At 72.7% G+C, this 12,700-nt stretch carries 11 protein-coding genes and 1 pseudogene; 9 read left to right on the top strand and 3 right to left on the bottom strand.

Annotated elements, in window-relative coordinates:
* Positions 1-230 (bottom strand): annotated as a pseudogene (locus tag CTKZ_RS22175) (hypothetical protein); the annotation flags it as partial.
* 251 nt (positions 231-481) lie between these two features.
* On the opposite strand from CTKZ_RS22175, the gene groL reads away from it, so the two are divergent.
* The 3 genes from groL (at position 482) to CTKZ_RS06070 (ending at position 3,782) form a co-directional block, all read left to right on the top strand.
* Positions 482-2,107: a chaperonin GroEL gene (groL, locus tag CTKZ_RS06080; RefSeq protein ID WP_124342110.1), complete on the top strand. Its 1,626-nt coding sequence runs from the start codon at positions 482-484 to the stop codon at positions 2,105-2,107.
* A 240-nt stretch (positions 2,108-2,347) separates the two neighbouring features.
* Entirely contained in the window at positions 2,348-3,088 is a 741-nt protein-coding gene (locus CTKZ_RS06075) for a hypothetical protein (RefSeq protein WP_124342109.1), read from the top strand.
* A 22-nt stretch (positions 3,089-3,110) separates the two neighbouring features.
* On the top strand, positions 3,111-3,782 hold the full coding sequence (locus tag CTKZ_RS06070) for an SIMPL domain-containing protein (protein WP_124342108.1): 672 nt from the start codon (positions 3,111-3,113) through the stop codon (positions 3,780-3,782).
* A 114-nt stretch (positions 3,783-3,896) separates the two neighbouring features.
* Here CTKZ_RS06070 and CTKZ_RS06065 read toward each other — a convergent pair whose 3' ends face one another.
* Together CTKZ_RS06065 and CTKZ_RS06060 are read right to left on the bottom strand one after the other, a co-directional pair.
* Positions 3,897-4,919 (bottom strand): S66 family peptidase, encoded by a 1,023-nt coding sequence (locus tag CTKZ_RS06065; RefSeq protein WP_124342107.1) that lies wholly within the window; start codon positions 4,917-4,919, stop codon positions 3,897-3,899.
* A 128-nt stretch (positions 4,920-5,047) separates the two neighbouring features.
* Complete coding sequence (locus tag CTKZ_RS06060; protein ID WP_124342106.1) at positions 5,048-6,274, bottom strand: pyridoxal phosphate-dependent aminotransferase; 1,227 nt, start codon at positions 6,272-6,274, stop codon at positions 5,048-5,050.
* A gap of 239 nt (positions 6,275-6,513) precedes the next feature.
* Here CTKZ_RS06060 and urtA point away from each other — a divergent pair, with 239 nt between their 5' ends.
* The 6 genes from urtA (at position 6,514) to CTKZ_RS06030 (ending at position 12,638) form a co-directional block, all read left to right on the top strand.
* Positions 6,514-7,776, top strand: a complete 1,263-nt coding sequence (gene urtA, locus CTKZ_RS06055) for an urea ABC transporter substrate-binding protein (RefSeq protein WP_124342105.1) — start codon at positions 6,514-6,516, stop codon at positions 7,774-7,776.
* Positions 7,777-7,867: 91 nt separating this feature from the next.
* Complete coding sequence (urtB, locus tag CTKZ_RS06050; RefSeq protein ID WP_124342104.1) at positions 7,868-8,752, top strand: urea ABC transporter permease subunit UrtB; 885 nt, start codon at positions 7,868-7,870, stop codon at positions 8,750-8,752.
* A complete protein-coding gene (gene urtC / locus CTKZ_RS06045; protein WP_124342103.1) occupies positions 8,749-9,912 on the top strand; it encodes an urea ABC transporter permease subunit UrtC in 1,164 nt (387 codons plus the stop codon). Before urtB ends, urtC begins: the two co-directional genes overlap by 4 nt.
* Complete coding sequence (urtD, locus tag CTKZ_RS06040; RefSeq protein ID WP_235843365.1) at positions 9,909-10,970, top strand: urea ABC transporter ATP-binding protein UrtD; 1,062 nt, start codon at positions 9,909-9,911, stop codon at positions 10,968-10,970. Before urtC ends, urtD begins: the two co-directional genes overlap by 4 nt.
* Positions 10,970-11,665 (top strand): urea ABC transporter ATP-binding subunit UrtE, encoded by a 696-nt coding sequence (gene urtE, locus CTKZ_RS06035; RefSeq protein ID WP_124342102.1) that lies wholly within the window; start codon positions 10,970-10,972, stop codon positions 11,663-11,665. Before urtD ends, urtE begins: the two co-directional genes overlap by 1 nt.
* Before the next feature lie 202 nt (positions 11,666-11,867).
* Positions 11,868-12,638 (top strand): GntR family transcriptional regulator, encoded by a 771-nt coding sequence (locus CTKZ_RS06030; RefSeq protein WP_124342101.1) that lies wholly within the window; start codon positions 11,868-11,870, stop codon positions 12,636-12,638.
* The last annotated feature ends 62 nt before the right edge of the window (positions 12,639-12,700 follow it).

The raw sequence follows: 12,700 nt of genomic DNA, 5'->3' as shown, positions 1-12,700 counted from the left end.
GCCAGGGCGACGACGCCGCCGAGGGTGGCGGTGGCGACGCGCGCGAGAGGGCTCGGCGGACGGCGGGCGGTGCCGGGCCGCGGCCGCGGGTGCGGGCGGGGTGGTGCAGCGGCGGTGCGCGGCGGGGTCGCGGAGCGCCCGGGAGGCGGCGCATGCGTGCGGGACGCGGTGCCGGTCGGCACGGTGACGGCGTCGACGACGTCGTCGACCACCCCGGTGTGACCTGGCACACGCGCACGATAGACCGGCGGGCGTGCGCGTCCGGGCGGTTCGGCGGGTGAGGTCGTCCCTGGGCGAACGCGCCTTGCACTCGCAGGGGTCGAGTGCTAACCATTGACTTAGCACTCTCGGGTCGAGAGTGACAGAAGCATCGGCCGCCCGGTGAGGCGCGTCGCGTCGCGGGACATGACCGCGCGGGGCGCGTCGTCCGTCGCGGGCACCCAGCGGCCACCACGCAAACCGAGCGAAGGATCACAGCCCCATGGCCAAGATCATTGCCTTCAACGAGGAGGCCCGCCGCGGCATCGAGCGGGGTCTCAACGTCCTCGCCGACACCGTCAAGGTCACCCTGGGCCCCAAGGGCCGCAACGTCGTGCTGGACAAGAAGTGGGGCGCCCCCACGATCACCAACGACGGTGTCTCCATCGCCAAGGAGATCGACCTCGACGACCCGTTCGAGAAGATCGGCGCGGAGCTCGTCAAGGAGGTCGCCAAGAAGACCGACGACGTCGCCGGTGACGGCACGACGACGGCGACCGTCCTGGCCCAGGCGCTCGTCCGCGAGGGCCTGCGCAACGTGGCCGCGGGTGCGAACCCGATCGCGCTGAAGAAGGGCATCGAGAAGGCCGTCGAGGCCGTCACGACGCAGCTCCTCGCGCAGGCCAAGGAGGTCGAGTCCAAGGAGGAGATCGCCGCCACGGCCGCCATCTCCGCCGGTGACACCGCGATCGGCGAGCTCATCGCCGAGGCCCTCGACAAGGTGGGCAAGGAGGGTGTCATCACGGTCGAGGAGTCGTCCGCGCTGGGCCTCGAGCTCGAGCTCACCGAGGGCATGCGCTTCGACAAGGGCTTCCTGTCGGCGTACTTCGTGACCGACCCCGAGCGCCAGGAGGCCGTCCTCGAGGACGCGTTCGTCCTGCTCGTCGAGTCGAAGATCTCGAACGTCAAGGACCTGCTGCCGCTGCTGGAGAAGGTCATCCAGTCCGGCAAGCCGCTGTTCATCGTCGCCGAGGACATCGAGGGCGAGGCCCTGGCCACGCTCGTCGTGAACAAGCTCAAGGGCACGTTCAAGTCCATCGCCGTCAAGGCGCCGGGCTTCGGCGACCGCCGCAAGGCCATGCTGCAGGACATCGCCATCCTCACCGGTGGCCAGGTCGTCTCCGAGACCGTCGGCCTCAAGCTCGACACGGTCGGTCTCGAGGTCCTCGGCACGGCGCGCAAGGTCGTCGTCACCAAGGACGAGACCACGATCGTCGAGGGTGCCGGCGACGCCGCGCAGATCGCCGGTCGCGTCTCGCAGATCCGTGCCGAGATCGAGAACTCGGACTCGGACTACGACCGCGAGAAGCTCCAGGAGCGCCTCGCCAAGCTCGCCGGCGGCGTCGCCGTCATCAAGGCGGGCGCGGCCACCGAGGTCGAGCTCAAGGAGCGCAAGCACCGCATCGAGGACGCCGTGCGCAACGCCAAGGCGGCCGTCGAGGAGGGCATCGTCGCCGGTGGTGGCGTGGCCCTCATCCAGGCCGGCGCGCTCGCGTTCGAGAAGCTGGACCTCGAGGGTGACGAGCTGACCGGTGCGCTCATCGTGAAGTCCGCGATCGAGGCCCCGCTCAAGCAGATCGCCGTCAACGCCGGTCTCGAGGGCGGCGTCGTGGCCGAGAAGGTCCGCAACCTGCCGACGGGTCACGGCCTCAACGCCGCGACCAACACGTACGAGGACCTGCTGGCCGCCGGCGTCAACGACCCGGTCAAGGTCACGCGCTCCGCGCTGCAGAACGCGTCGTCCATCGCGGCGCTGTTCCTCACCACCGAGGCCGTCGTGGCCGACAAGCCCGAGAAGGCTCCGGCCCTCCCGGCCGGCGGTGGCGACGACTTCGGCGGCGGATTCTGATCCGCTGACGTGAGTCGCGCGGCCTGACGGCCGCACTGCACGACCCAGCACGGCACGAGGGGCCGGTCACCTGCGGGTGGCCGGCCCCTCGTCGCGCTCGTGCTGCTGCGGCGCGCCGGGCCCCACGTCCGACCGTGTCCCGCAGTGACGGTCACCCCTGCCGGGTGACGTGCCGCGACGGCGCACCGACCTACCGTGCCCGCAGGCGCCCGTGGGACGGGCGGCCGTCGGGAGGTCGCCATGCCGGACGAGCACGACGCCGCGGTCCGCGAGCACGAGGTCCCCGCGCACCGCGAGGCTGAGCACGCCGCCGCGCACCGCGAGGACGAGACCGCGGACGCGCACCGGCCGCACGCGCACGCGCGCCGCGAGGGACACGTCCGCGAGATCGTCACCGTGGTCGTGCTGTCGGTGACCGCCGTCCTCACGGCGTGGAGCGTGTTCGAGGCGAGCCAGTGGGGCGGCGAGATGTCGATCGCGTTCTCGAAGGCGTCGTCGTCGCGCATCGAGGCGAGCCGGCACGCCGCCGAGGCGGACGCGGCGCGCGGCTACGACCTGCAGACGTTCGCGGTGTGGGTGGAGGCCGTCGCGCAGGACGACCAGCCGTTGGCGGAGTTCGTCCGGCAGCGGTTCAGCCCGCACTTCGCGCCCGCGGTCGACGCGTGGCTCGCGCTCAAGCCGCTGCAGGACCCGTCTGCGCCGCGCAGCCCGTTCGCGATGCCGTCGTACGAGCCGCCGGGCACCGCCGAGGCCGCGGCGGCCGACCAGCGCGCCGAGGAGTGGTTCGCACGCGGTCTCCTCCTCGACGAGCGCAGCGACCGGTACACGTTCCTCACGGTGCTGTTCGCGCTCGTGCTGTTCTTCGCGTCGCTGTCGACCCGCGGCCGCACCGAGCGCCTGCGCTGGGTGGTCCTGGGCGTCGCGCTCGTGCTGCTCGTCGCGGGCGCGGTGCTGCTGCTGGCGTTCCCGAAGATCGTCTGAGCGCCGGGTTACGCTCCGCGGTGTGCACGAGACGACCGTGACCGTCGAAGGACGGTTCGACCACCACCACCCGGCCGAGCGCGGGACCGTCGTGCTGACGGTCGGCTTCGAGGGCCCCGACCGCGAGCGCGTCGTCGAGCGGACGCTGCGCGAGCACGGCCGGCTCGCCGACGAGGCGAAGCGGCTCACCGACCCGGCGGCACCCGCCGTCACGTGGTGGTCGTCCGACCGCATCCGCGTCTGGTCCGACCGGCCGTGGAACAAGGACGGCAAGCAGCTGCCCCTCGTGCACCACGCCGCCGTGCGGCTCGACGTGAAGTTCCGCGACCTCGCGCGCCTCGCCGCATGGGTCGAGGACGTCGCCGCACGCGACGGCGTCACCGTGAGCGGGATCGAGTGGGCGCTCACCGAGGTGACGAGGACACGGCTCACCGCCGACGCCCGCACGCGGGCCGTCCAGGACGCCGTCGCGACGGCCACCACCTACGCGCAGGCGCTCGGGCTGTCGGCCGTCCGGCCCCTCGCGGTCGCCGACCCCGGGATGCTGGGCGACCAGTCCCGCCCGACGAGCGACCCGGGCGTCGCGCAGATGTCGCGCGCCGCAGCCGCCGCCGGGCCCACGGGTGGCCTCGACCTCAAGCCCGAGGACATCACCGTCGCCGCACGGGTCCACGCCCGCTTCGCCGCGTCCTGACCGCTCGGAGCGGCGCCGAACGCGCCCTCAGGCACGTCAACCGGGTCCGGTACGGTCACGATGGCGCGTTCGAGCGTTCGAGCGTTCGAGCGTGCGAGGTGCCGGCTCGCCGGGTCAGACGAGGTGCTGGGTGATCGACGAGCCCGTCGCCGAGTGCGTCACGTGCGCGAGGGCGCCGTTGACCAGGGACAGGTGCGGCGGGACGTGGCCGCAGTCGACGTCCACGAGGACCGGGATGCCCAGGTCGCCGAGCGCGTGCCGCACGGCGTCGTGCTGCGTCCATCCCGGCAGGTCGGCGCCGCGGGTGCGCCCGACGAGGACCGCGGTCGCGGCGTCGAACCAGCCCGCGTACCGGAGGCCGAGCAGACGGCGCGTGGTGTCGGCGGCGTGCGACTCGGCGGACTCGACGTAGACGACCAGCCCCTCGGGTGCGTGCGTCGCCGCGAACCGCGCCACGTCGCCGTACGGGGTCCCGGCCAGGTGCGACACCGTCTCGAGGCAGCCGCCGACCAGCCGGCCGCGCACGTCGACGTCGCCCTCCGAGTCGATCCGTGTCCAGCCGCCCGGTGTGTCCAGGGTGAACCGGTCGACCTCCGGGTGGGTCGCGTAGTCGTCGAAGCCGCTGCCGCGGTACGCCTCGGCCGCGCCCTGCGTGAGCGCCGCGCCGGCCGGAGCGGTGACCACGTCCGTCCAGGGCAGCAACGGCGACGGAACCCGGTACGGCGTGTCCATGAGGTTCTGCCCGTGCAGCGTCGCGACACCTGTGCGCAGGGTCAGCGGGAGCAGCAGCGTCGAGATGTCGGAGAAGCCGACGCACCACGTCGGGTCCTCGCCGAGCGCGTCCCAGTCGAGCAGGCGCAGCAGGTCGATCGCGATCTCGCCGCCCCACGGCGGGACGACGGCACGCACGTCCGGGTCGACGAGGAACCGCGTCAGCTCCGCGGCGCGCGCGGGTGCCGGACCGCTCGCGATCCCCTCGCCGCGGACCAGTTCGCCCACGCGCACCTGCCATCCGCGGGACCGGAGCGACGTGACGGCCGCGTCGAGCCGTGCCGCGTGGCTCGGCTCGACACCGGCAGACGGCGCGGGGACGGCGACGACGTCACCGTCGACCAGGGGACGCGGGTACCGGATCACCGGGAGAGTCTCCCAGCCCGGCGCGCGGCGCGGCGCCCGTCCCCCGGCGAGACCGACATGGTTGTCGCTCACGGGTGCCGGACGGCATCCATGTCGGTCTCGACGAGAGCGCTGCGCGGCCCGGGCGGCTACTGCCGGTAGGACGACAGGAAGTTGCCGATGCGCTCCACGGCCTCCGCGAGGACGCGCGCCTCGGGGAGCGTGACGACGCGCAGGTGGTCGGGGGTGGGCCAGTTGAAGCCCGTGCCCTGCACCAGCAGGATGTGCTCGCTCACCAGCAGGTCGTGCACCAGGCGTGCGTCGTCGTGGATCTCGTGCACCTCGGGGTCGAGGCGCGGGAACAGGTAGAGCGCGCCGTCGGGGCGGACGCACGTGACGCCGGGGATCGACGTCAGGCCGCGCCACGCGACCTCGCGCTGCTCGTGCAGCCGCCCGCCGGGCGCGATGAGCCCCTCGATGGACTGCACGCCACCCAGCGCGGCCTGCACGGCGTGCTGCGCGGGGACGTTGGGGCACAGGCGGGTCGACGCGAGCAGCTCGATGCCCTCGAGGAAGCCCGCCGCGTGCTCTCGCGGCCCGGTCACGACGAGCCAGCCCGAGCGGTAGCCGGCGACGCGGTACGTCTTCGACAGCCCGTTGAACGTGAGCGTCAGCAGGTCGGGCGCGACGGTCGCCATGGGCGTGTGGACCGCGCCGTCGAACAGGATGCGGTCGTAGATCTCGTCGGCCAGCACGAGCAGCGAGTGCCGGCGCGCGATGTCGGCGATGGCCGTCAGCGTCTCGCGCGAGTAGACCGCGCCCGTCGGGTTGTTCGGGTTGATGACGACGATCGCCTTGGTGCGCGGCCCGATGAGCGACTCCAGGTGGTCGAGGTCGGGCTGCCACCCGTTCGACTCGTCGCACCGGTAGTGCACGGGCACGCCGTCCGACAGCGACGTCATCGCGGTCCACAGCGGGTAGTCCGGTGACGGGATCAGCACCTCGTCGCCCTCGTCGAGCAGCGCCTGCATGACCATCGTGATGAGCTCGGACACGCCGTTGCCGAGGAACACGTCGTCGACGTCGATCTGCGGGAACCCCGGCTCGGTCTCGTACCGCGTGACGATCGCGCGACGGGCCGACAGGATGCCGCGCGAGTCGGTGTACCCGTGCGCGTTCGGGATGGACGCGATGACGTCGCGGACGATCTGGTGCGGTGCCTCGAACCCGAACGCCGCCGGGTTGCCGGTGTTGAGCCGCAGGATCGTGTGCCCCTCGGACTCCAGCCGCGCGACCTCGTCGAGCGCCGCGCCGCGGATCTCGTAGAGGACGTTCTTCAGCTTGGAGGACTGGTCGAGCGGACGCAGGTGCGGCATGTCGGGAGCGTACGCCGGACCTGACCGCGCCTGACGGACGGCCCGTCGTGGCCGAACCGGGACCAGGGCGAAACAGACCGTTCACAGCCGCGGGGCGCTGGCGGAAACATCCCGTCCCTAGCGTCTCCGGGCATGGGCACAGGGATGTATACACCCCGGGACACAGCGCGGTGCCTGCGGCTGTCCTCGTGCCTCGTCCGGTTCGTCCGTGAGCTCGTCCCCAGCGAAAGGCACGTCCGTTGACCAGACTCCTCACCACCCGCGCGCTCGCCGCCCCGGCCGCCGTCGCGCTCGTCCTGGCCCTCGGGGCCTGCGGCTCCCGGACCGACGCCGGCTCCTCCGGCGACTCCAGCGCGTCGGGCTCCGCGTCGTGCGTCGACACGTCCGGCGACTCGATCAAGATCGGCTTCCTCAACTCGCTGTCGGGCACGATGGCGATCTCCGAGCAGACCGTCCGTGACGCGCTCGACCTCGCGGCGGAGGAGATCAACGCCGGTGGCGGCGTGCTCGGCAAGCAGCTCGAGATCGTCGGCGAGGACGGCGCGTCCGAGCCCACGGTGTTCGCCGAGAAGGCCGAGAAGCTCATCAAGTCCGACTGCGTCGCGGCCGTCTTCGGCGGGTGGACGTCGTCGTCGCGCAAGGCGATGCTCCCGGTCTTCGAGAGCAACGACGCGCTGCTGTTCTACCCGGTCCAGTACGAGGGCCTGGAGGCGTCGCCGAACATCTTCTACACGGGCGCGACGACGAACCAGCAGATCCTGCCGGGCGTCGAGTACCTCAAGGAGCAGGGCAAGACGAAGCTGTTCCTCGTCGGCTCGGACTACGTGTTCCCGCGCACGGCCAACAAGGAGATCGTCGCCTGGGCCGAGGCGAACGGCGTCGAGATCGTCGGCGAGGAGTACGCGCCGCTCGGCCACACCGACTTCGCGACGATCGTCACCAAGCTCAAGGGCTCGGGCGCCGACGCGGTGTTCAACACCCTCAACGGCGACTCCAACGTCGCGTTCTTCAAGGAGTACAAGAACGTCGGCCTCACCGCCGACGCGCTGCCCGTCGTGTCCGTGTCGATCGCGGAGGAGGAGGTCGGCGGCATCGGCATCGAGAACATCGAGGGCCAGCTCACCGCGTGGAACTACTACCAGACGGTCGACAGCCCCGAGAACGCCGACTTCGTCGCCGCGTTCAAGGCGAAGTACGGCGACGACCGCGTGACGAGCGACCCGATGGAGGCCGCGTACACGTCGCTCTACCTGTGGAAGGGCATGGTCGAGAAGGCCGAGTCCTTCGACGTCGCGGACATCCAGGAGGCGGCCGACGGCGTGAGCTTCGACGCCCCCGAGGGCACCGTCACCGTCAACGGCGACAACCACCACATCGCCAAGACCGCGCTCATCGGCAAGATCGGCCCCGACGGCCTCATCTACACCGAGTGGTCGTCCGACGGCCCGATCGAGCCGGACCCGTTCCTCGAGGGCTACGACTGGGCCGAGGGCCTGTCCTGACCCGCTGACCGGTGGTGCCCCGGCGCGACGCACGCGCGTCGGGGCACCACCGCCTCCTCGTCCCCGGACCACAGGAAAGGACGGGCCGCGCATGGACGCCCTCGTCTCCCAACTCTTCGCCGGGCTCAGCCTCGGGTCGGTGCTGCTGCTCGCGGCGCTCGGGCTCGCGCTGACGTTCGGTCAGATGGGCGTCATCAACATGGCGCACGGCGAGTTCATGATGGCGGGCGCGTACACCGCGTTCGTCGTGCAGGGCGTGATCGCCGACGCGGGCGTCTCGCTGCTCGTGTCGCTCGTCATCGGCTTCCTGGTCGGCGGGCTGCTCGGCCTGATCCTCGAGGTCACGCTCATCTCACGGATGTACACGCGGCCGCTCGACACCCTGCTCGTCACGTTCGGCGTCGCGCTCGTGCTGCAACAGCTCGCGCGGGACGTCTTCGGCGCGCCGAACGTCGACGTGCGGGCACCGTCCTGGCTGTCCGGCGCGGTCGAGATCCTCGGGGTCGGCATCCCCAAGACCCGCCTGTTCATCCTCGCGCTCGCGGTCCTCGCCGTCGTTGCGCTGTCCCTCGCGCTGCGGTTCACGCCGCTCGGCCGGCGCATCCGCGCGACGGTCCAGAACCGCGACCTCGCGGAGACGTCGGGCATCTCGACGCGTGCGACCGACCGGCTGACGTTCTTCCTCGGGTCCGGCGTCGCGGGGGTCGCGGGCGTCGCGCTCACGCTGCTCGGGTCGATCGGCCCGACGCTCGGCACGAACTACATCGTCGACGCGTTCCTCGTCGTGGTCGTCGGCGGCATCGGGCAGCTCAAGGGCGCGGTCATCGCGGCGGTCGGGCTCGGGCTGCTGCAGGCCGGCATCGAGTACTCCACGACCGCGTCGCTCGCCAAGGTCCTCGTGTTCGTCATCATCGTCGCGTTCCTGCAGGTCAGGCCGCAGGGCCTGGTCTCCGTGCGGACCCGGAGCCTCGCGTGAGCGCCCGGCTCGGCCCCCGCGCGCGCGTCTGGGGCGGCTTCCTGCTCGCGGCCGCGCTGCTGCTCGGCGTCGCACCTGCCGTGCTGTCGGACTTCCGGCTCAACCTGCTCGGCAAGTTCCTGTGCCTCGCGATGGTCGCCGTCGGGATCGGCCTCGCGTGGGGCCGCGGCGGCATGCTCACGCTCGGGCAGGGCGTGTTCTTCGGCCTCGGCGGCTACCTCATGGCGATGCACCTCAAGCTCGCCGACGCCGGCCCGGGCGGCGTGCCCGACTTCATGCTGCTGTACGGCGACGGGACCGTGCCGGGGTGGTGGGAGCCGTTCCGCTCGCCGGTCGTCACGATCCTGGCGGTCCTGCTGCTCCCGGCCGGTCTCGCGGCGCTCCTGGGGCTGGCGGTGTTCAAGCGGCGCGTCCGCGGCGCGTACTTCGCGATCCTGTCGCAGGCGCTCGCCGCCGCCTTCGCGATCCTGCTGATCGGCCAGCAGAAGGTCACCGGCGGCACCAACGGCCTCAACGGGTTCCGGGGCTTCTTCGGCTACGACCTGTCCGACCCCGTCAACAAGCGGATGCTCTACTACATCGCGGCCGTCGTGCTGCTGCTCATGGTCGCCGCCGTCCGGCTGCTCATGCGCTCGCGCTACGGCGAGCTGCTCGTCGCGGTCCGCGACCAGGAGAACCGCGTCCGGTTCCTCGGCTACGACCCCGCGCTCGTCAAGGTCGTCGCCTACACCGTCGCCGCCGCGTTCGCCGCGATCGGCGGGGCGCTGTTCACGCCCATCGTCGGGATCATCTCGCCCGCCGACGTCGGCGTCGTGCCGTCCATCGCGTTCCTCGTCGGCGTCGCGATCGGCGGCCGAGCCACCTTGCTGGGACCGGTCCTCGGCGCGATCGGCGTCTCGTGGGCCGAGACCAGCCTGTCCGAGTCGTTCCCGTCGTTCTGGACCTACTTCCAGGGTGCCCTGTTCATCGTCGTCGTCGCGTTCCTGCCGAACGGCCTGGCCACGCTGGGTCAGGTCTGGCGGCGACGGCGCGGCGGGTCCGGGGCCGGGCCGGGGGACAGCGGCGATGACGCGGGTGACGCGGTGCTGCGGGACGCGCCGCGCAGCGACGACCACGAGTCCGGGGTCCACGACCCCGCCGTCAGCGGGAGGCACGCATGAGCACCGAGCGCCACGACGCCGCGCCCTCGACGCACGGGCCGACCGGCGGCGAGCCGGTCGACGGCGGCACGGTCGACGGCCGCACGGTCGACGGCGGCCCGCTCGACGGGCCTGTCGACGGCACGACCGGCCTGGACACCGAGGCGCTCGAGGCCGTCATCGCGGCCCCCGGCGAGCGCTTCCGCCACGACTACCTCGAGGTGCGCGACCTGCGGGTCGTGTTCGACGGGTTCGTCGCGGTCGACGGCATCGACCTCACCGTCACCCAGGGCGACCTGCGGTTCCTCATCGGTCCCAACGGCGCGGGCAAGACGACCGTCGTCGACGCCATCACGGGCCTCGCACCCGCGACCGGGTCCGCGCGGTTCGGCGGCGTCGAGCTCGTCGGACGCGCGTCGCACCGCACCGCCCGGGCGGGCGTCGGCCGGACCTTCCAGACCGCGTCCGTGTTCGACGAGCTCACCGTGCTCCAGAACCTCGACATCGCCGCGGGCGCGTCGCGGCGCCCGTGGTCGATGCTGCGACGTCGCACCGACGTGCCCGAGCACGTCGAGGCTGCGCTCGACACCGTCGGGCTCGGGCACGTGCGGGACCTGCCCGCGGGCGTGCTCGCGCACGGGCAGAAGCAGTGGCTCGAGATCGGCATGCTGCTCGTGCAGGACGCGCGCCTGGTGCTGCTCGACGAGCCCGTCGCCGGGATGTCCCAGTCCGAGCGCGAGCAGACCGGGCGCCTCCTGCAGCGCATCGGCGAGCAGCGGACGGTCGTCGTCGTCGAGCACGACATGGAGTTCCTGCGGGCGTTCGCGTCGTCCGTCACCGTCCTGCACCAGGGGTCGGTGCTGTCCGAGGGGTCCGTCGCGCAGGTGCAGGCCGACCCGAAGGTCGTCGAGGTGTACCTGGGCCGGGACGCCGGTGCGCGGGCGTCGGCGGCGACGGTCGGGGGTGCCGCGCCGGCGACGGTCTCGTCGTCCATGCCGGCCGGCTCGTCGTCCACGCCGCCGTCGGCGGGCTCGCCGTCGTCCGCGTCCTCGCCCGCGTCGTCCACGGAGGTGTCGTGATGCTCGAGCTCACCGGGGTGCACGTCGGGTACGGACGGACCTCCGTCGTGCACGGGGTCGACGTGTCCGTCGCCGACGGGGGTGTGACCGCCGTGCTCGGCCACAACGGCGCGGGCAAGACGACCCTCCTGCGCGCCGCCGTCGGGCTGCTGCCCGTCCGGTCGGGCCGCGTCACGCTCGACGGCGAGGACGTCACGCGGCTGCGCCCGCACCAGCGGGTCCGCCGTGGGCTCGCGTACGTGCCGCAGGGGCAGCAGTCGTTCGGGCAGCTCACCGCGCGCGAGAACCTGCAGCTCGTCGCCGACGGTGCCGGGTCTGCCGGGGCGTCACGCGTCGACGACGCGCTCGACCTGTTCCCCGCGCTGCGCGGGCTGCTCTCGCGGCGGGCCGGGCTGCTGTCCGGCGGGCAGCGGCAGCAGCTCGCCATCGCGCGGGCGCTCGTCACCGGGCCGCGCGTCCTGGTCCTCGACGAGCCGACCGAGGGCATCCAGCCGTCCGTCGTGCAGGAGATCGAGGACGCCGTCGCGACGCTCACCGCGCAGCGCGGGCTCACCGTCCTGCTCGTCGAGCAGCACGTCGGCTTCGCGCTCGCCGCGTCCCAGCGGTACTACGTGCTCGAGTCCGGCCGCGTCACGAGCACGGGGGCCGGCGGGGCCGAGCAGGAGGCCGACGTGCGGGCGGCGATGGCCCTGTGACCGTCGGTGCGGACATGACAGCGGCAACGCGTGCTCGGGTCGGGGCCCGCATGACGACGGCCGCGCGTCCGAGGGTCGGCGACGGCAGGTCGGCGGTGCGTGTCGCAGCGCTCGCCGGGACCGCTTCGGTCGCGAGGGCCGTGGGCGGCGGGGGAGCGTCGCGCCCCGGACGTGTCGCGGGGGAGGACTAGGCTCCGTGAGCATGAGCACCGGCCTGACCGGCCCGTCCACCACGGCCGCCGACACGGCCACCGGCACGGTCGGAGCGACGCCCGTCGGGACCTCGGACGAGGCCGCCGCCGAGGCGCGGTCGCTGCGCGAGGTCGTCTACCACCGGCTCCGCGACGACATCCTGAACGGACGCATCTCCCCGCGCGAGCGGCTCACCGAGCCCAAGCTCGGCAAGGCCTTCGAGGTGTCCCGCACCCCCGTGCGCGAGGCGCTGTCCCGGCTGCTGTCCGACGGGCTCGTCGAGCGCACGGACTACGGGTACGCGGTCGTCGTCCCGAGCCTCGAGGACCTGCGCAACCTCTACGAGCTGCGCATCACCCTCGAGCTGCGCGGCATCGCGCGCGCCATCGAGAACCCGTCGGTCCGGCACGACGAGGCGGTCCTGCGCGAGGAGCTGGGTCGCTGGTACGTCCTGCGCGACGCGCCGCCCGAGCCCGACCCGTCGTTCGTGCTGCTCGACGAGCGGTTCCACCAGGCGCTGTCGCGCGCGTCGGGCAACGCGCAGCTCACCGACGCGCTCGTCACGGTCAACCAGAAGATCCGTGCCGTGCGCATGCACGACTTCGTCGAGACCGGCCGCATCGCGCTCACCATCGACGAGCACATCGAGATCGTCGAGCTCGTCCTCGAGCGCCGCCTCCCCGAGGCGCTGACCGCCCTGCACAAGCACGTCGGCGAGTCGCTCGAGGTCGTCATGGAGCGTGCCACCAGCGCCATGACCCGCATGGCCCTCGCCGGCTGACCTGCTGCGCGGCGTCGCCCTCGCCGCGTTCCTCTCTCGTCGGCGTCGGGCGCCCCCGGGCG

Origin of the sequence: Cellulomonas algicola (assembly GCF_003851725.1) — a bacterium.
Taxonomy (GTDB): Bacteria; Actinomycetota; Actinomycetes; order Actinomycetales; family Cellulomonadaceae; genus Cellulomonas; species Cellulomonas algicola.
This window is presented reverse-complemented; position numbering and strand designations above follow the sequence as displayed.

What these genes read in the sequence shown, in the direction of transcription:
- groL (WP_124342110.1), top strand. Translation starts at nt 482, where the DNA reads ATGGCCAAGATCATTGCCTTCAACGAGGAGGCCCGCCGCGGCATCGAG.
- CTKZ_RS06075 (WP_124342109.1), top strand. Translation starts at nt 2,348, where the DNA reads ATGCCGGACGAGCACGACGCCGCGGTCCGCGAGCACGAGGTCCCCGCG.
- CTKZ_RS06060 (WP_124342106.1), bottom strand. Translation starts at nt 6,274, where the DNA reads ATGCCGCACCTGCGTCCGCTCGACCAGTCCTCCAAGCTGAAGAACGTC.
- urtB (WP_124342104.1), top strand. Translation starts at nt 7,868, where the DNA reads ATGGACGCCCTCGTCTCCCAACTCTTCGCCGGGCTCAGCCTCGGGTCG.
- urtD (WP_235843365.1), top strand. Translation starts at nt 9,909, where the DNA reads ATGAGCACCGAGCGCCACGACGCCGCGCCCTCGACGCACGGGCCGACC.
- urtE (WP_124342102.1), top strand. Translation starts at nt 10,970, where the DNA reads ATGCTCGAGCTCACCGGGGTGCACGTCGGGTACGGACGGACCTCCGTC.
- CTKZ_RS06030 (WP_124342101.1), top strand. Translation starts at nt 11,868, where the DNA reads ATGAGCACCGGCCTGACCGGCCCGTCCACCACGGCCGCCGACACGGCC.